This is a genomic window from Streptomyces sp. NPDC015125 (genome assembly GCF_043080045.1).
Taxonomy (GTDB): domain Bacteria; phylum Actinomycetota; class Actinomycetes; order Streptomycetales; family Streptomycetaceae; genus Streptomyces.
Genome location: NZ_JBIBVF010000003.1, coordinates 22,087 through 40,409 on the forward strand (window position 1 = coordinate 22,087; position 18,323 = coordinate 40,409).

Consider the following 18,323-nt stretch of genomic DNA (forward strand, 5'->3'; position numbering starts at 1 on the left):
GGGACGAAGGGGGTGAAGAGTTCACCCGTCCGTGGCGCGGGCTTGCGGCGAGGCCTCGGGAGCGGGGTGGAGGCCGGGCTCCGGGCGGGCGGCTCGGGGGGTGCGGGGGCGGCACGATGGGGGACTCGCGCCCGTATGCTGGCGGGACAATCTTCGGAGTCGAGCGAATCGAGTGGAAGCGGCTGCCATGCGCGTCTATGTTCCCCTGACCCTTTCCGGTCTCGCAGAGGCGCACAAGAACGGCGAGCTGGGCCCCGGCCCCTTGGATGCGTACGCCGTCACGCCCGCGCTGCGCGAGTGGTACGTCTCGGACGACATCGAGGAGCTGGAGTACGCCGCGCTGAACCGCGCCGCGCAGGCCTCGCTGCGGCTGCTCGCCGGGCATCCGGACCTCGCGCGGCGGCGCGTGGTGGTGGCCGTGGACGTGGCGGACGGTGCCGCGGTGGCGGATCCGGACCGGGGGCTCGACCAGTCGGCGCTGGGCGAGGTGCGGGTCGCCGGGCCGGTGCCGTTGTCGAAGGCCGCGGCGGTGCATGTGGATGCCGCGGACGCGGAGGCGGACATCGCGGCGGCCGCCGCGGCGCTCGGCGCGGCCGACCAGGGCGATGACGATGCGCAGTTCACGGTGGACGGCGCGGAGGACCACGATCTGATGTGGTTCGGGATGCAGGAGATCCCGCATCTGATCGGGTGAGAGGCGGGTTGTCCGCGGGTCCGGCCGCGTTGTCAGTGGCGGCGGGTACTTTTTCTTCAGGGGAAACGCACGGGAAACGACGTGGGGGACCACATGGGGAAGCACGCGACACACATCGTCTGGGACTGGAACGGCACCCTGTTCCATGACATCGACGCCGTCATCGGGGCGACGAACTCCGCCTTCGCGGAGATCGGGCTGGAGCCGATCACCCTTGAGGCGTACCGGGAGCTGTACTGCGTGCCCGTGCCGCGGTTCTACGAGCGGCTGATGGGACGCCTGCCGACGGACGCCGAGTGGCTGGTGATGGACGAGGCGTTCCACCGCCACTACAGCACGCATCGCTTGGGCTGTGAGCTCGCCGAGGGCGTGGACATGCTCCTGGAGGGGTGGCAGACGGCCGGACGCAGCCAGTCGATTCTGAGCATGTACGGGCACGACGAGCTGCTGCCGATCGTGCGGGACTTCGGGATCGAGTCGCGGTTTGTGCTGGTGGAAGGCAGGACCGGGCCGTCCGGGGGTACCAAGAGCGCGCATATGGTGCGGCATCTGGCGGCGATGGAGGGCGTGGATCCGGCGCGCACGGTGGTGATCGGTGACGCCGTGGACGATGCCGTGGCCGCGCGGGACGCGGGTGCGTATGCGGTCCTCTACACGGGCGGATCGCACAGCCGGGGGAGTCTGGCGGCCGCCGGGGTGCCGGTGGTGGACACGCTCGCCGAGGCGGTCGAGCTGGCGGGCGGCATAGCCGTCTAGACCCGTCGGGCCGCTGTGGGTGTGCCGGGCAGGTGTCCCCCTGCGCCGCTCCTGTGCGGGGCCGCCGGGCCTGCGGGCGGCGCGACACCAGGCACATTCCGTCCCGCCGCGCCGTTGTCCAGAAGGTCTAAGTTCGGGCCGTGGATTTGTACGCACAAGGCCCATGACGGCAACCGTGTGGGGAGCGATAGCCTTGCACCGTGATCAGCGCGATAACCCGCGGGGGCATCGAGGCCCCTGCCGTGCGCCCGGGGCACCACCGTGACCGGGCGGTCGCTGGTCTTTGCGGCCGACATTCCCCGTCGACTTCGTCAAGAACTGTCGATAACGGCACGGCCCTCTCTCATTGCGGCATAGCGTCGACAGCGACAGGACACCTCGCGTCGCGGCGGCGTTGTGCGGCTTCCATCACGTTCTTCCACAACGTCACGCAACGGCGCGCGACAGGAGCCAGAGGACATGCAGACCAAGCTGGACGAAGCCAAAACCGAGCTGCTCGCCAGGGCCGCCCGGGTCGTAGAGAGCAGCCCGGCCGGGGGTAAGCACCCGGTACGGGGGCTCGACCCGGACACCCTCGCGGGATACCTCCAGCGCTACTACCTGCACACCGCGCCCGAGGACCTCACCGGCCGCGACCCGGTCGACGTCTTCGGCGCCGCACTCTCCCACTACCGCCTCGCGGAGATGCGTCCTCAGGGCACCGCGAACGTCCGGGTGCACACCCCGACGGTCGAGGAGAACGGCTGGACCTGCAGCCACTCCGTCGTCGAGGTCGTCACCGACGACATGCCGTTCCTGGTCGACTCGGTCACCAACGAGCTCTCCCGGCAGGGGCGCGGCATCCATGTCGTGATCCACCCGCAGGTGATCGTCCGCCGTGATGTCACCGGCAAGCTCATCGAGGTCTTCGACTCCAACTGCGATGCGCACAGCAGGAACGGCAAGGGCGCGAAGCTGCCGCACGACGCGGTCACCGAGTCCTGGATCCATGTCGAGATGGACCGCGAGACCGACCGCGAGGACCTCAAGCAGATCACCACGGATCTGCTGCGGGTGCTGTCCGACGTCCGCGAGGCCGTCGAGGACTGGGAGAAGATGCGCGCCGCCGCCGGCCGCATCGCCGATGAGCTGCCCGCCGAGCCGATCGCCGACGATCTGCGCGGCGAGGACATCGAGGAGGCCCAGGAGCTGCTGCGGTGGCTGTCCGCCGACCACTTCACCTTCCTCGGCTACCGCGAGTACGAACTGGCGTCGGTGCCCGGTGAGGGCGGCGTCGACGAGGACGTGCTGACCGCCGTGCCCGGCACCGGCCTGGGCATCCTGCGCGCCGACCCGCCGCACCACGAGAGCGCCGACGGGCACCCCGTCTCGCCGTCCTTCAACCGGCTGCCCGCGGACGCCCGCGCCAAGGCCCGTGAGCACAAGCTGCTCATCCTGACCAAGGCCAACAGCCGCGCCACCGTCCACCGCCCCTCCTACCTCGACTACGTCGGCGTCAAGAAGTTCGACGCCGAGGGCAATGTCATCGGTGAGCGGCGCTTCCTGGGCCTGTTCTCCTCGGCCGCGTACACCGAGTCCGTGCGCCGGGTCCCGGTCATCCGCCGCAAGGTCGCCGAGGTCCTGGAGGGCGCCGGGTTCAGCCCCGACAGCCACGACGGCCGCGACCTGCTGCAGATCCTGGAGACCTACCCGCGCGACGAGCTGTTCCAGACGCCCGTCGACGAGCTGCGGTCCATCGCCACCAGCGTCCTCTACCTGCAAGAACGCCGCCGGCTGCGGCTCTACCTCCGCCAGGACGAGTACGGCCGCTACTACTCCGCGCTGGTCTACCTCCCGCGCGACCGCTACACCACCGCGGTGCGGCTGCGCCTGATCGACATCCTCAAGGAGGAGCTCGGCGGCACCAGCGTCGACTTCACCGCCTGGAACACCGAGTCGATCCTCTCCCGGCTGCACTTCGTCATCCGGGTCGAGCCCGGCGCCAGCCTTCCCGAGCTCACCGACGCCGATGCGGACCGCCTCGAAAGCCGGCTGGTGGAGGCCGCCCGCTCGTGGGCCGACGGCTTCGGCGAGGCGCTGACCGCCGAGGTCGGCGAGGAACGCGCCGCCGAGCTGCTGCGCCGCTACGGCCACGCCTTCCCCGAGGGCTACAAGGCCGACAACAGCCCGCGCAGCGCCGTCGCCGACCTCCAGCATCTGGAGAAGCTCACCGGCGAGCCCGGCCGCGACTTCTCCGTCAGCCTCTACGAGCCGGTCGGCGCGGGCCCCGGCGAGCGCCGCTTCAAGATCTACCGCAGGGGCGAGCCGGTCTCGCTGTCGCGGGTGCTGCCCGGCCTGAACCGCCTGGGCGTCGAGGTCGTCGACGAGCGCCCGCACGAGCTGCGCTGCGCCGACTCCACCATCGCCTGGGTCTACGACTTCGGGCTGCGGATGCCCGAGCACGTCAAGGGTGACGACGCCCGCGAGCGCTTCCAGGACGCCTTCACGGCGGTGTGGACCGGCGCGGCCGAGAGCGACAACTTCAACACGCTGGTGCTGCGGGCGGGCCTCAACTGGCGCCAGGCGATGGTCCTGCGGGCCTACGCCAAGTACCTGCGGCAGGCCGGTGCGACCTTCAGCCAGACGTACATGGAGGACACCCTCTCCAACAACGTCCACACCACCCGGCTGCTGGTCTCCCTCTTCGAGGCGCGGATGTCCCCCGGCCGGCAGCGGGCCGGCACGGAGCTGACGGACGGCCTGCTGGAGGAACTGGACGGCGCGCTCGACCAGGTCGCCTCCCTGGACGAGGACCGGATCCTGCGCTCCTTCCTCACCGTCATCAAGGCGACGCTGCGCACCAACCACTACCAGAAGGACAGCCAGGGCCGGCCGCACGCCTACCTGTCCATGAAGCTGGACCCGCAGGCCATCCCCGACCTGCCGGCGCCCCGCCCGGCGTACGAGATCTGGGTGTACTCCCCGAAGGTCGAGGGCGTCCACCTCCGGTTCGGCAAGGTCGCGCGCGGTGGTCTGCGCTGGTCGGACCGCCGGGAGGACTTCCGTACGGAGATCCTCGGCCTGGTCAAGGCGCAGATGGTCAAGAACACCGTCATCGTGCCGGTCGGCGCCAAGGGCGGCTTCGTCGGCAAGCAGCTCCCGGACCCCTCGCAGGACCGGGACGCCTGGCTGGCCGAGGGCATCGCCAGCTACAAGACCTTCATCTCCGGTCTGCTGGACATCACCGACAACCTCGTCGGCGGCGAGGTCGTCCACCCGCAGAACGTCGTCCGGCACGACGAGGACGACACCTACCTGGTCGTCGCCGCCGACAAGGGCACCGCGACGTTCTCCGACATCGCCAACGAGGTCGCCGAGTCGTACGGCTTCTGGCTCGGTGACGCCTTCGCCTCCGGCGGCAGCGCCGGCTACGACCACAAGGGCATGGGCATCACCGCCCGCGGCGCCTGGGAGTCGGTCGAGCGGCACTTCCGCGAGCTGGACCACGACACCCAGACCCAGGACTTCACCGCGGTCGGCGTCGGCGACATGTCCGGTGACGTCTTCGGCAACGGCATGCTGCTCAGCGAGCACATCCGGCTGGTGGCCGCCTTCGACCACCGGCACATCTTCATCGACCCGAACCCGGACGCGGCGACCTCCTACGCCGAACGCCGTCGGCTCTTCGAGCTGCCCCGCTCCTCCTGGGCGGACTACCAGACCGAGCTGCTCTCCCAGGGCGGTGGCATCCACCCGCGCTCGGCCAAGTCCATCCAGATCAACGCGCAGGTGCGGGCCGCCCTCGGCATCGACGCCGGGGTCAAGAAGATGACGCCCGCCGACCTGATGCAGGCCATCCTCAAGGCGCCGGTCGACCTGCTGTGGAACGGCGGCATCGGGACGTATGTGAAGTCCTCGGCGGAGTCCGACGCCGATGTGGGCGACAAGTCCAACGACGCCATCCGGGTCAACGGCGAGGACCTGCGGGTCAAGGTCGTCGGCGAGGGCGGCAACCTGGGGCTGACCCAGCTGGGCCGGATCGAGTTCGCCACGGCCGGCGGCAAGATCAACACCGATGCGATCGACAACAGCGCCGGTGTGGACACCTCCGACCACGAGGTGAACATCAAGATCCTGCTCAACTCCGTGGTCGCGGACGGCGATATGACGGTCAAGCAGCGCAACAAGCTGCTGGCCGAGATGACCGACGAGGTCGGCGCGCTGGTGCTGCGCAACAACTACGCGCAGAACACCGCCCTGGCACTGGCCCTCGCCCAGTCCTCCAGCATGCTCAACGCCCAGCAGCGCTTCATGCGCCGCCTGGTGCGCGACGGCGACCTCGACCGGGCGCTGGAGTTCCTGCCCACCGACCGGCAGATCCGTGAGCGGCTGAACTCCGGCCGCGGACTGACCCAGCCCGAAACCGCGGTGCTCCTGGCCTACACCAAGATCACGGTCGCCGAGGCGCTGATCCAGACCGGGCTGCCGGACGACGCCTACCTCCAGCGGCTGCTGCACGCCTACTTCCCCTCGGCGCTGCACGAACGCTTCGCCGAGCAGGTCGACGGGCATGCGCTGCGCCGCGAGATCGTCACGACGGTGCTGGTCAACGACACCGTCAACACCGGTGGTACGAGCTTCCTGCACCGGATGCGGGAGGAGACCGGGGCCTCCCTCGAAGAGGTCGTGCGGGCGCACACCGCGGCCCGGGTGATCTTCGGGCTGAACCAGGTCTGGGACGACGTCGAGGCGCTCGACAATGTCGTCGCGGCCGATGTCCAGACCCGGATCCGGCTGCACTCGCGGCGGCTGGTCGAGCGCGGCACCCGCTGGCTGCTCAACAACCGCCCGCAGCCGCTGGAGCTGTCGGAGACCATCGACTTCTTCGCCGAGCGGGTCGCCGGGCTCTGGAAGGAACTGCCGAACCTGCTGCAGGGCGGCGACCTGGAGTGGTTCCAGACCATCCTGGAGGAGCTGACCGCCGCGGGCGTGCCCGAGGCACTGGCCGTCCAGGTGTCCGGCTTCTCCTCGGTCTTCCCGGCGCTGGACATCGTCGCCGTCGCGGACCGGATGGGCAAGGAGCCGCTGGATGTCGCCGAGGTCTACTACGACCTGGGCGAGCGGCTGCGGATCAACCAGCTCCTCGACCGCATCCTGGAGCTGCCGCGCAACGACCGCTGGCAGTCGATGGCCCGCGCCTCGATCCGCGAGGACCTCTTCGCGGCCCATGCGGCGCTGACCGCGGATGTGCTGTCGGAGGGCAATGGCACCTCGACGCCGGAGCAGCGGTTCAAGGCCTGGGAGCAGGCCAACGCGGCGATCCTCAGCCGTGCGCGGGCGACGCTGGAGGAGATCTACGGCTCGGAAGGGTTCGATCTGGCGAACCTGTCCGTGGCCATGAGGACGATGCGGACGCTGCTGCGCACCCACAGCTGACGCCACCACCACGGCGGACGGCCCCGGAAGCTCATGCTTCCGGGGCCGTTCCCGTTCATCCTTCCGGCGCCGTTGCCGTTCATCCGGGGCCGTTCCCGTTCACGCGGACACCGCCTAGCGGTGGGCCTCGTACGCCTTGATCACTTCGTCCGTGGGGCCGTCCATCAGCAGCTCGCCGTGCTCCAGCCACAGGGTCCGGTCGCAGGTGTCGCGGATGGACTTGTTGTTGTGGCTGACCAGGAAGACCGTGCCGGCTTCCTTGCGCAGTTCGCGGATGCGGGCCTCGGAGCGCTTCTGGAAGCTGCGGTCGCCGGTGGCCAGCGCCTCGTCGATCATCAGCACATCGTGGTCCTTGGCCGCGGCGATGGAGAACCGCAGGCGGGCCGCCATACCGGAGGAGTAGGTGCGCATCGGCAGCGAGATGAAGTCGCCCTTCTCGTTGATGCCGGAGAAGTCGACGATGCCGTCGTAGCGCTCGCGGACCTGCTCGCGGCTCATGCCCATGGCCAGGCCGCCGAGGACGACGTTCTTCTCGCCGGTCAGGTCGTTCATCAGGGCCGCGTTCACGCCCAGCAGCGAGGGCTGGCCGTGGGTGTAGACCTTGCCGCGCTCCGCGGGCAGCAGGCCGGCGACCGCCTTGAGCAGCGTCGACTTGCCCGAGCCGTTGGAGCCGATCAGGCCGATCGACTCGCCGCGGTAGGCGGTGAAGGAGACACCCTTGACCGCGTGCACCTCGCGCACGCCGGAGGAGGGCTTGCGGCGGACGATCCGGTTCAGCGCCGCGGTGGCACTGCCCTTGCCCGCGCCGGTGCCGTAGACGCGGTAGACGATGTGCAGATCGTCCGCGATCACGGTCGGGATCCGGGCCTCGGCGGCCTCGGCCGGCCGGCTGCCGTTCGTGTGCTCGGCCACGTCCGTGCCGTTCCTCTGTTCCGTCATGACCTCAGCCACGTCCGTACCGCTCCTCTGCCTTCCAGAAGTACACATAGCCCGCGACACCGGCCAGCAGGGCCCAGCCGGCCGCGAACGCCCAGACGTGCGGCGGCAGTTGGTTCGCCTTGAAGCTGTCGATCAGGGCGAAGCGCATCAGGTCGATGTAGACCGCGGCGGGGTTGCCGTCCAGCAGCACCACCACGAACTGCGGGAGGTGCTTGCCCTGGAGGATCAGGTTGATGCTGAACATCACGCCGGAGGCGTACATCCAGGTCCGCATGATGAAGGGCATCAGCTGCGCCAGGTCCGGGGTCTTCGACCCCAGCCGGGCCATGATCAGAGCCAGGCCCGTGTTGAAGATGAACTGCAGCGTCAGTGCCGGCACGGCCAGCAGCCATGACCAGGTCGGGACCTGCCCGAAGCACAGCAGGATGACCACGAGCACGCCCATGGAGTACAGCAGCTGCTGGAGCTGTGCCAGGCAGAACGAGATCGGCAGACAGGCCCGGGGGAAGTGCAGCGCCCGCACCAGGCCGAGGTTGCCGGAGATCGCCCGGGTGCCGGCCATCACCGAGTTCTGCAGGAAGGTGAAGATGAAGACGCCGGTCACCAGGAACGGGACGAAGTCGTGGACGCCTCGCTTGGTGCCGATCAGCACGCCGAAGATCAAGTAGTAGACGGCCGCATTGAGCAGCGGGGTCAGTACCTGCCAGAGCTGGCCGAGCTTGGCGGTGGTGTACATCGCGGTGAGCTTGGCGCCGGCGAACGAGGTGATGAAGTGCCGCCGGTGCCACAGCTGGCGGGTGTACTCCGGCAGCGAGGGGCGGGCGCCGCTCACCGTGAGGCCGTGGCGTTCGGCCAGTGCGCGCAGCTCGGGATCGGGGCGGGCGCCGGAGGCGGGCGCCGGGGCGGGCGTCGGGGCCGGGGGCGCGAGGGTCTGGGGCATGGAGGAGGCCGCTTTCGCTTGCGTACGGGGGCGGGGGAACGAGAACGGGGCCATACGACGGAACGGGGCCGTATCGTCGCGACGTCGACACTAAAGGGAGCTCACGTCGAAACGCAACCGTAGCGTCGTGACGTTATGCTCAAGGCATGGCACAAGACGGCAGCGGGAACGACTCCACGGCGGTGCGCCGGACCCCGGCAGGCGCCGCCGTACTACGCGAGGACAAGACCGAGGCGATCCGTGCCGCGGTTTTCGAGGAGCTCGCCGCGGTGGGCTTCGCCCGGATGTCGATCGAGGGCATCGCACGGCGGGCGGGGGTGGGCAAGACCGCCGTCTACCGGCGGTGGCGCTCCAAGCTGCACCTCGTGCTCGATGTGGTCTCCGCGGTGGCCGCGGCGGGCATGCCGACACCGGACACCGGCTCGCTGTCCGGCGACGTCCGGATCCTGCTGGAGGTCGCGGCCCGGGCGCTGCGGCACCCGATGGCCTCGCAGATCATTCCGGACCTGCTGGCGGAGGCGGCCCGCAGCCCCGAGCTGGCGAGTGCGCTCAAGGCCGCGCTGCACGACAGCCAGGAGGGCGTTGCCACGGCGATGGTGGCGCGCGCCGTCGAGCGCGGGGAGATCCCGGCCGGAGCGGACGGCCGGCTGGCCCTGGATCTGCTGACCGGGCCGCTGTACTGGCGGCTGCTGGTCGTCCGCGACGCGGTGCCGCCCGGCTATCTCGACGAGCTGACGGCGGCGGTGGTCGGCGCGCTCGGCGGGCGTTGAGACGGGCGACCGGGCACGACGGCGGACCGGGCGCCGGGACGGTGGCCCGGACGGTGAGACCGCTGACCGGGCGCCGAGGCGGCGGACCGGGCGTGGCGACCGCAGCCCGGGCGCCGGGACGGCGGACCGCGGTCGCGGGACGGCGGACCGAGTGCCAGGAGGGCGGGCCGGCCCCGTTCACCCATCGAGTCACGACACGAGTTGCCGGGTGAGCGGGATCCCGTGGCCGCCCGAATACTGAGGGGGTGTCAGCTGCGCGCCCGCCCCGTGTGTCCCGCCGATGGCTGCTCCAGGCCACCGGCGCCGGTGTGCTCGCCGCGACGGCGGGCGTGGGCGTCTGGGCCCGGCTGTCGGACGACGGTGTCGGTACGGCCGGACCGGCAGGTCCCGGACGGCCGCTGACGAACCCCGCGGACCAGTCCTTCCTGCAGGTCATCGCCCATGCCGATGACGGTCTGTACTTCATGAACCCCGAGCTGGAGCAGTCGCTGCGCAGCGGGGCGCGCTCGGTCACCGTCTGCCTCACCGGCGGCGAGGCGGACGGCCGTAACGTCAGCCGGCGCGCCCACGACCCCGCCCGGGTTCCCCAGGACCGGGCCGCCTTCTCCCGGGCGCGGGCCAACGGACTGCGCGCCGCCCATGCCGTGATGGCCACCGGCGACCCGGCCGCCCCCTGGGACGTCGCGGCGCTCTCCCTGCTCCCCGGCTTCGAGGTGGAGATCCAGACGCTGCGCGACGCCCCGCAGCACCAGCTGATCTTCCTGGGGCTGGTGGAGGCCAGGGCGGTCTGGCAGGCCCGGGCGAGGAGTCTGCGCGGGCTGTGGCTGGGAGCCACCGGCACCCTCCCCACGCTGCGCCCCGCCGGCACCCCCGTGAAGCGGCAGTTCCACTACACCCGCGACCAGGTCGTCCAGACCCTGGTGGCGGTGCTCGACCGGGTCGGGCCCACGGTCGTGCGCACCCTGGACCCGAACGCGGTGCACTCCCCGAAACGGCCGCCGGCCGGCGCGGACGGCGCCCCCCGGCCGGCCGGGCTGCGCTACTACGACCACCAGGACCACACCGCCTCCGCCTACTTCGCCGAGGCCGCGCTGGCCGCGTACGGGGGCCGCGGCCGCCCGGCGATCGTGGAGAACTACCTCGGCTACGAGGACGGGGTGCTGCCCCACGACCTCGACTTCGAGGCCGCCCGCCGCAAGGCCCGGCTGCTGTCGGTCTACGGCTGGGCCGACCACCGCGCCTGCGGCGACCCGGCGGGCTGCGGGGACCGCAAGGTGGGCGGCTCGGCGCTCAACGGCGGCTCCCGCAACTGGACCCGCAGCACCCGGCTGCGCGCACCCGGCTCCAACGCCTGGTTGCGCCCGGCCGGGGACGGCCGGCTCACCGCCTTCGCGGTGCTGGGCCAGACGGCGTACTGCTGGGCGGAGACCCGTCCGGGCAGCGGGAGTTTCGGTGCGCCGGTGCCGGTCGGCGGTGAGCTGTTGCAGGGTCAGATCCAGGTGGTGCGCCGCCCCGGCGGAGCGCTCCAGCTGTTCGCCTCCCGCACCGTGCTGCCGGGCCGCAACGCCGCCCACCGCCGCGACCTGCTGACCGCACCGCAGACCGGCACCACCACGGACGGCGTGCCCGTCTTCGCGCGCTGGGAGTCGCTGGGCTCCCCGGACCCGGACCCGGTCCGGTCGCTGGAGACCGGCTTCCCGGCGGCGGTGGCCACCCCGGACGGCACGGTGCATGTCTTCGTCCGCACCTGGGACGGCGATGTCGCCCACCGCGGCGGCCCGCACGGCAGGCACTGGTCGCGGTGGCAGCGACTGGAGGGGCCGGTCAGCACGCTGAAGGCCTCACCGCGGATCGTCGACGGGCTGGATGCCTGTGTGGACTCCGAGGGGCTGATCCATCTGGCCGCGCCGACCGTCGGGACCGTGCAGCACTGGGTGTCGAAGGAGCCGGGGCAGCTCCCGCGGCCGGCCGCGGCCACCGGGCTGCCGCAGCCGGGCGGCCCGGTCAGCCTCGTCCCGGTGGCCGACGGCGCGGTGCGGGCCGTTTTCCGGCGGTCGGCCACCGCCCAGGTCCTGATCGCCGAGCGGCAGCGGATGATCGGTGCCTGGCGGGTCTCGGCGCGCTGCGCGGCGGTCGGCGGCTACGGGCGGGTGGCGGCGGCGCCGGTCGGCAGCGGCGACCGGATGGTGCTCGCGGTGCGCGATGACGCGGGCGAGGTACGGATGGCGATGGCCCAGGACGGCCCCGGGCCCTGGCAGCGGGGCCGGGTCGCGCATTCGGCGGCGGCCGGGGTCGCCCAGGATGCCGTCGGGCGGGCGGTGGTGGTCGCACTGGGCCTCGACGGCAGGCTGTACACGGCGCGTCAGACGTCGGTCGGGCAGTCCGTGCGGTTCGGGGGCTGGCGGGCTCAGGCGGGTCCGCCGGAGCGGGCGGGCGGCGGGCCGGCTTGAGCGGTGGGGCCGGTCTGCGCGGTGGGGCCGGCCGGGGTGGTGGGGCCGGTCTGCGCGGTGGGGCCGGTCCGGGCGGGCGGGCGCAGGATGCGCCGGGAGAGCAGATAGCTGAACGGGAGCGCGCACAGCGCCGCCACCAGCGGCGCCACCGTGGTGCTCATCCGGCACCAGCCCACCAGCGCCACCAGCCCCGCGCTCTGCACCCCGTAGTTGGTGACCTGGGTCAGCGGGAAGAGCAGAAACTTCGTCCAGGTCGGGCGGGTGCGGTAGGTGAAGTAGGTGTGCAGGAAGAACGAGCCGGTCATGCTCACCGCAAAGGCGGCGGTGTAGGCCGCGAAGTACGGCAGCAGGTGGTGCAGCGCCAGGTAACAGGAGGAGAACGTCAGGGTGTTGACCCCGCCGACGGCGGCGAAGCGCACGATCCGGCCCCCGGGGCGGCCGGACGTCGGCAGAGTGCGCATCAGCGGGCCCGTGCACCGGCGGTGGCGGCGCCCGCCGGACCGGGGGCGGGGGCCGCGGCAGGGACGGACGCCGTGGCGGGAACGGACGCCGTGGCGGGAACGGACTCCGTGGCGGGGACCGGTGCCGTGGCGGGGACGGTGGCGTTGCTCTCCTTGACCAGGAAGTGCGGCCGCCGCTTGGCCTCGTAGTAGATCCGCCCGATGTACTCGCCGATCAGCCCGAGCATCACCATCTGCAGCCCGCCCAGGCCCACGATGATGGCCACCAGCGTCACATAACCCGGCGCGGTGACGCCGCCGACGAGGGCCGTGCCGACGATCCACAGGGTGTAGACGGCGGCGAGCGAGGCCAGGCCGAGCCCGGTGTAGAGGGCCCGCCGCAGTGGGCGGCAGTTGAAGGAGAGCATGCCGTCGATGCCGTAGTTGACCAGTGAGCCGAAGCGCCACTTCGTCTCGCCGGCCTCCCGGGCGGCATTGCAGTAGTCGAAGGTGACGGTGTCGAAGCCGATCCAGGAGAACAGGCCCTTGGAGAAGCGGTTGTACTCCGGCAGCGAGAGCAGCGCGTCCACCGCCTTGCGCGACAGCAGCCGGAAGTCGCCCACCCCGTCGGTGAGTTCGACGTCGACCCACTTGTTGACGGCACGGTAGTAGAGCCTGCTCAGCGCCGTCCGCAGCCGCCGGTCGCCGGTCCGGCTGCGCTTGGCGACGACCTGGTCGTGGCCGAGCTGGTAGAGGTCGAGCATCGTCTCGATGAGCCCGGGCGGATGCTGGAGATCGGCGTCCATGAGGATCACCGCGTCGCCGGTCGCCGCCCGCAGGCCGGCCAGTATGGCGGGCTCCTTGCCGAAGTTACGGCTGAAGGAGAGGTAACGGGTGGTGCCGCGGTGCTGCTGGGCCAGGCCCCGCAGCCGGGCCAGGGTGCCGTCGGCGCTGCCGTCGTCCACGTAACACAGCTCGTACTCGACGGCGAGCCCGGCGAGGACCGCGCGGACCGTCTCGTCGAAACGGTTCAGGACGGCCTCTTCGTTGTAGCAGGGGACGACGATGGAAAGCTTCATGAGCAGGCCTTTTCGCCGGGGTCAGGGGCGGCTCAGGCACCGTCCCCTGGAAGGTAATTCTACAAATCTGTGGGAATGTCATGATGTGTCCGGCGTGGCGTGGTGAGGTGAAGGCGCCGCCGGCCGCGCGCGGTGCCGAAAACCGCCACCACGGCAACCGCCAGCGTCGCCGCGCCGCTCGCCGCAAGCCCCGTGTGCAGGCCCGGCGGCAGGTAGGAGCACGACAGCCGGGCGGCGCCCGGGCCCAGCGGGACGGCCAGCAGACCGCCGAACGAGGACGGCGCGTGCAGCGGTCCGCCGTCCACCGCACAGCCCCAGCCCGGGACGGCGGGCAGCGCCAGCACCGCGCTGCCCTTGCTGCCCGGGCGCAGCCGCGCCGTCAGCCGATGGCCGCCGGCGGCCAGTTCCACCGGGCCCCGGGCGCGCAGCGCGTTCACCGCCGCCGTCAGTCTGCGCCCGGACAGGCAGCCGACCGCCCGCTCCGGGATGTGCTGCCGGCCCCGGCCGGTGAAGCGCACCGCCACGGTGCCGTCCGCGGGCACCCGGCCCAGGATCCGCAGCGGATTCGCGGTGACGTCGTGACTGCCGGTCCCCGTGGTGCTCAGGCCCAGGCCGCTGACCTCCCCGGAGAACCAGGGGGCGGACCACAGGGCGGTGCTGCCCGGGGTGCACCGCACGGTGAAGGTGGTCCCCGCCTCGTTCGTGCCTGCGGTGTTCGCGCCTGCGGTGTTTGTGCCCGTGGCGTTCGTGCCCGCGGCCGGTCGCCGCGCGCCGGGCAGCAGCCAGCCGTCACGGTCGCGCAGCGGGGCCTCGCCCGCGGTGGGCGTCAGGGCCGGCACCTCGTACACGGCGGCGCCCAGCACCCGCTCCTGGCGGGCGAACACGGTCTCCCGGCCGGCGGGGCGCGGGAGGGCGTCCCGGACGGTCAGCAGCGGGGCCGGGCGCGCCGGATGCGGGGTGAACAGGGCGCGGCGCTCCGGCACCGGGGACAGATAGCTGCCGACGCCCATGAGCGCCCGGCCCACCGGGTCCTCGAAACTGAGGGTGTGACGGCCCCTCATGTACCAGCCGGCGCCCAGGCCCTGCAGGGTGCGGGCGGTGACCGCGGGCGCGAAGCTGCTGTAGTACGAGCCGCCCTCGCCGCCGATCAGCAGCGGGTCGTTGTTGGCGAACTCGTGCGGGCCCGGGTCGGTGCGGCTGTGCGGCCAGTCGGCGCGGGCGAGCAGCCCGTCCCGGGCCGTCAGCGAGGGGCCGGTGAACGTGATCTTGGGCTGGAACCAGGCGATCTCGCCCCGTGCCGCGGTCACCGACAGCGCCGTGTACGCCGAGCCCAGCAGGACCGTGCCGGCCAGCACGGCGGTGCCGGCGGCCCGGGTGCGGGAGGTGCGCGGCGTGCCGAGCGCGGCCAGCCCCAGGAGGGCCGGCACGCCGCCGCCCGCCACCAGGATCCAGCTGTCGGTGCCGACCGCGCCCTGGTCGCGGCAGAGCCAGGCGAGCAGCGCGACCAGCGCCGCGCCCGCGGCCAGCTCGCGGGGGAGCGGGCGGTGCGCCAGCGCCAGCCAGGAGATCATCACCAGGATGCCGCTGAGCACGAAGGCGGCGCGGTACGGACTGCCGTTGGGCAGCGCGAAACCGTGCCACAGCAGGATCGTCGGCTCCAGGACGAAGGAGGTGGCGACGCCCGCCGCCAGCGCGTACCAGCCCACGCGCACCCGGAGCGGTACGGCCCGCACGAACGGGAAGACGGCCACCAGCAGCAGCCCGAGGACCCCGATGGAGATGTTGGGGACCGGTGCCCCCGCATGGCCGCCCGGCAGTAACTGCGCCCACTGGTCGAGCAGCGACGGCTGCTCGTCGTAGGACACCTCGGGGGCGGGCTGGGCGGCCCGGCTGGCCTCCAGGGTGACGGTGAGGACGGGCGCGGCGAGCAGGATGCCGGTCAGCGCCATCGAGGCGGCGCGGGCCAGCGCCCGCAGCCGGTCGCGCCACGGCATCGTGGCGGCCGTCAGCAGCCGCACCACCAGTACCAGCGCCATCGCCAGGGTCGCCATCGCGGCCGTATAGAAGTTGCCCGCCCAGGCGAGGGCGACCAGCAGTGTGCCGGCCACCCAGCGGGTGCGGCGCAGGCACCAGTCCGCGGCGATCCCGGTCAGGGGCAGCGCCACCAGGCCCCACATCCACATCGGGTCGGCGAAGCCGTCGTTCAGTACCCAGGCGCACAGCCCGTACCCCACCGACAGCAGCGCCCGCAGCGGACCGGAGCCCTGCCGCAGCCGCCCGAGGAAGACGGTCATCAGGGCGGCGCCCAGGCCGATGCCGAGCAGGGTGACCAGGAAGACCGGCAGGTCGGCCAGCGCGCGGGGGAAGAGCCCGACGAGCCAGGAGAAGGGGTTCATCAGGTAGGTGAAGAAGTCGGCGAGGAACGGCACGCCGTAGCCGCTGCTCCAGTTGAAGAACAGATCGCCGCTGGTGGTGCCGTGCAGCAGGTCCCACAGCCGGGCGTGGAACGGGACGAACTGGTTGCCCAGGTCGTTGACGGCGCGTGAGCGCGGGCCGAAGGGGTAGCTGCCGTAAAGGGTGAGCGCGAGGCAGTACGCCCCCATGGACAGGGCCGCCGCGAGCCAGGGCGCCGTCCGGTGTCCGAGGGTCCCGCGCGCTGCGGCCGGGCGTTCACCTACGGGAAGAGGACGGGCAACCTCCAGGGACCGTACCGCCTCTTGTGGGGTGGCGGGCGTCGGAGCCACCGGCACTCCTCCACGATCGGCGAACGTTCACCCCACGTTATATGTCTTAATCACCCCCTTTGCCTGGCTGGGACGCCGGGCATTTCGGGGATTGCGGAAAGAGTGGAGGGCATGGTGCCCGTTCCTGACGACCTCGTGGCCGCGGCCGGCGACGGACCGGATGCCACGGCGACGCCGACCGTCTCCGTGATCGTGCCGGTGCACAACACCCGGCGCTACCTCGACCGCAGCCTCGGCTCGGTCTTCGCCCAGACGCTGGACCGGCGCCGGATCGAGGTGATCGCGGTCGATGACGGCTCCACCGACGGCAGCGCCGGATGGCTGGACGAACAGGCCCGCCGGCACCCCCACCTGACCGTGCTGCGCCAGGAGGCCTCGGGCGGCCCGGGCAAGCCCCGCAACGCCGGGCTGGACCGCGCCACCGGCGACTACGTCTTCTTCCTCGACTCCGACGACCGGCTCGGCCCCGAGGCGCTGGACCGGCTCGTCCAGATGGCCGAGCGGTGCGGCTCGGACGTCGTCTACGGCCGGATCGTCGGCGCCGAGGGCCGCGCCGCCCCCGTCGACCTGCGCACCACCAGCGACAAGGTCTCCGTCTTCGACTCCCCGGTCTACTGGTCGCTGGCCGCCTTCAAGCTCTTCCGCCGCTCCTTCCTCGAAAAGCACCGGCTGCGTTTCGTCGAGGGCCGACTGCTGGGCGAGGACCTGCCGTTCGGGATCGCCGCCCTGCTGCGCGCCGAGGCCGTCTCCGTCCTCGCCGACCAGGACTGCTACTACCTGCACGGCCGCGACGACGACAGCAACGCCAGCCGCCAGGACATCGACTGGTGCGAGTACCTCGACTACATCGGCACCGTCCTCGACGGCCTCGCCGCCGAGGTCCCGCCCGGCGAACAGCGCGACAAGCTGATGATCCGGCACTTCCACGGCGAGATACTCATGCCCTTCGGGGCCGCCTATCTCGCCCGCGACGAGGCGGACCGGCAGCGGATGGCCGCGGCCGCCCGCCCGCTCGTCGAGCGCTACCTCACCGACCGCGTCCGGACCGCCCTGCCGCCCCGGCTCCGGCTGCGCGCCCACTGCCTGCGCGCCGGGCTCGACGAGGCACTGACCGCCGTCGTCCGGGCCGACACCGAGCGAGAGCCGGACCCGCCGCACCTCGGTGACGACGGCCGGGTCTACGCCGGATACCCCTGCTTCCGCGACCCGCAGTACGCCCTCCCCGACGCCTGCTACGACCTCACCGACCGCGTGGTGCTGCGCCAGCGGCTGATCCGCTGGGGCTGGGTCGGCGGCGTCCTGCAGCTGCGGGGCACCGCCGCCCTGCCCCTGCTCGGCGGCGACACCGTCGAGATCCTGCTGCAGCGCAGCGGCGCCGCCCACCGCGTCCCGGCACGGTACGCGGACGGCGCGTGGCAGGCCGCCGTCGACCCGGCGACCGCCGCGGACGGCGGGCCACTGCCCGACGGCATCTGGGGCCTCAAGATCGCAGTCACCGCGCACGGCGGAGCGGGCGCGGCGGGGCCCGCCTTCCGCCGCGAGGCCTGGCTGGCCCCCGAAGGCGGGGCGAACGAGCGGGAGTGCGCACCGCGGATCGTCGGCCGGGGCCCGGCAGGCCCGACCGTCGCCGGACTCTTCCGCTCCGTACCGCACGGCCATCTCCACCTCGACCTGGACCGGGACGGGGCCCGCCGGCCGCTCGGCGGCGACCTGCGGGGCACGGCGGACCGCACCCGCTCGGGCCGGGTCGCCCTCGCCGCGCACCTCACCCTGCCCGGCTGCCCGGTGGACGCCGAGCTGCGGCTGATCCTCCACGACGCGACCCGCACGGTGGCGCTGCGCACCACGGTCGAACGAGGCGCCGGCGACCGCTACACCGTGCGCTCCGCGCTGCGCGGCGGCCCCCCGGGCACCTGGCAGGTGTCCCTGCGGGTGACCGCGGGCCCGCTCCGCCGTGACCTGCCGGTCCGGACCGCCGGCGGCCCGGCCGACGGGCGGACGCCGCTGACGCTCACCGTGCCCGGCGGCGGATTCCCCGAGAAACTGCTGCGCCGCTTGCGCGGCTGACGCCGGGGCGGCGCCGATTCGGTTACCGC

11 protein-coding genes are annotated in these 18,323 nt (G+C 72.3%); 6 read left to right on the forward strand and 5 right to left on the reverse strand.

Annotated features, from left to right (window positions below):
• Nucleotides 1-187: 187 nt before the first annotated feature.
• The 3 genes from ACF088_RS10010 to ACF088_RS10020 all read left to right on the forward strand — a co-directional run bounded on the left by ACF088_RS10010 (nucleotide 188) and on the right by ACF088_RS10020 (nucleotide 6,865).
• Nucleotides 188-694: a DUF6912 family protein gene (locus tag ACF088_RS10010; protein ID WP_392375058.1), complete on the forward strand. Its 507-nt coding sequence runs from the start codon at nucleotides 188-190 to the stop codon at nucleotides 692-694.
• Nucleotides 695-787: 93 nt separating this feature from the next.
• A complete protein-coding gene (locus ACF088_RS10015) occupies nucleotides 788-1,450 on the forward strand; it encodes an HAD family hydrolase (protein WP_392375059.1) in 663 nt (220 codons plus the stop codon).
• A gap of 459 nt (nucleotides 1,451-1,909) precedes the next feature.
• Complete coding sequence (locus ACF088_RS10020) at nucleotides 1,910-6,865, forward strand: NAD-glutamate dehydrogenase (protein ID WP_392375060.1); 4,956 nt, start codon at nucleotides 1,910-1,912, stop codon at nucleotides 6,863-6,865.
• Nucleotides 6,866-6,979: 114 nt separating this feature from the next.
• Here the strand turns inward: ACF088_RS10020 and ACF088_RS10025 are convergent, their stop codons facing one another.
• Together ACF088_RS10025 and ACF088_RS10030 are read right to left on the reverse strand one after the other, a co-directional pair.
• Nucleotides 6,980-7,804 carry an ABC transporter ATP-binding protein gene (locus ACF088_RS10025; RefSeq protein ID WP_392375574.1) on the reverse strand — a complete coding sequence of 275 codons (825 nt, stop codon included), beginning with the start codon at nucleotides 7,802-7,804 and terminating at the stop codon, nucleotides 6,980-6,982.
• A 4-nt stretch (nucleotides 7,805-7,808) separates the two neighbouring features.
• Entirely contained in the window at nucleotides 7,809-8,744 is a 936-nt protein-coding gene (locus ACF088_RS10030; protein WP_392375061.1) for an ABC transporter permease, read from the reverse strand.
• A 146-nt stretch (nucleotides 8,745-8,890) separates the two neighbouring features.
• On the opposite strand from ACF088_RS10030, the gene ACF088_RS10035 reads away from it, so the two are divergent.
• Nucleotides 8,891-9,514 (forward strand): TetR/AcrR family transcriptional regulator, encoded by a 624-nt coding sequence (locus ACF088_RS10035; protein WP_392375063.1) that lies wholly within the window; start codon nucleotides 8,891-8,893, stop codon nucleotides 9,512-9,514.
• Between the two features lie 245 nt (nucleotides 9,515-9,759).
• Nucleotides 9,760-11,964 (forward strand): PIG-L family deacetylase, encoded by a 2,205-nt coding sequence (locus ACF088_RS10040; RefSeq protein ID WP_392375064.1) that lies wholly within the window; start codon nucleotides 9,760-9,762, stop codon nucleotides 11,962-11,964.
• Here the strand turns inward: ACF088_RS10040 and ACF088_RS10045 are convergent.
• The 3 genes from ACF088_RS10045 to ACF088_RS10055 are packed head-to-tail and all read right to left on the reverse strand — an operon-like array spanning nucleotide 11,922 to nucleotide 16,227.
• Entirely contained in the window at nucleotides 11,922-12,425 is a 504-nt protein-coding gene (locus ACF088_RS10045) for a GtrA family protein (protein ID WP_392375065.1), read from the reverse strand. The two genes, ACF088_RS10040 and ACF088_RS10045, sit on opposite strands and share 43 nt — an antisense overlap.
• Entirely contained in the window at nucleotides 12,425-13,483 is a 1,059-nt protein-coding gene (locus tag ACF088_RS10050) for a glycosyltransferase family 2 protein (RefSeq protein ID WP_392375066.1), read from the reverse strand. The genes ACF088_RS10045 and ACF088_RS10050 overlap by 1 nt, the downstream gene beginning before the upstream one ends.
• A 59-nt stretch (nucleotides 13,484-13,542) precedes the next feature.
• Nucleotides 13,543-16,227, reverse strand: coding sequence for a YfhO family protein (locus ACF088_RS10055; protein WP_392375068.1), 2,685 nt, complete (start codon nucleotides 16,225-16,227; stop codon nucleotides 13,543-13,545).
• Nucleotides 16,228-16,338: 111 nt separating this feature from the next.
• On the opposite strand from ACF088_RS10055, the gene ACF088_RS10060 reads away from it, so the two are divergent.
• Nucleotides 16,339-18,294 carry a glycosyltransferase family 2 protein gene (locus tag ACF088_RS10060; protein ID WP_392375070.1) on the forward strand — a complete coding sequence of 652 codons (1,956 nt, stop codon included), beginning with the start codon at nucleotides 16,339-16,341 and terminating at the stop codon, nucleotides 18,292-18,294.
• The last annotated feature ends 29 nt before the right edge of the window (nucleotides 18,295-18,323 follow it).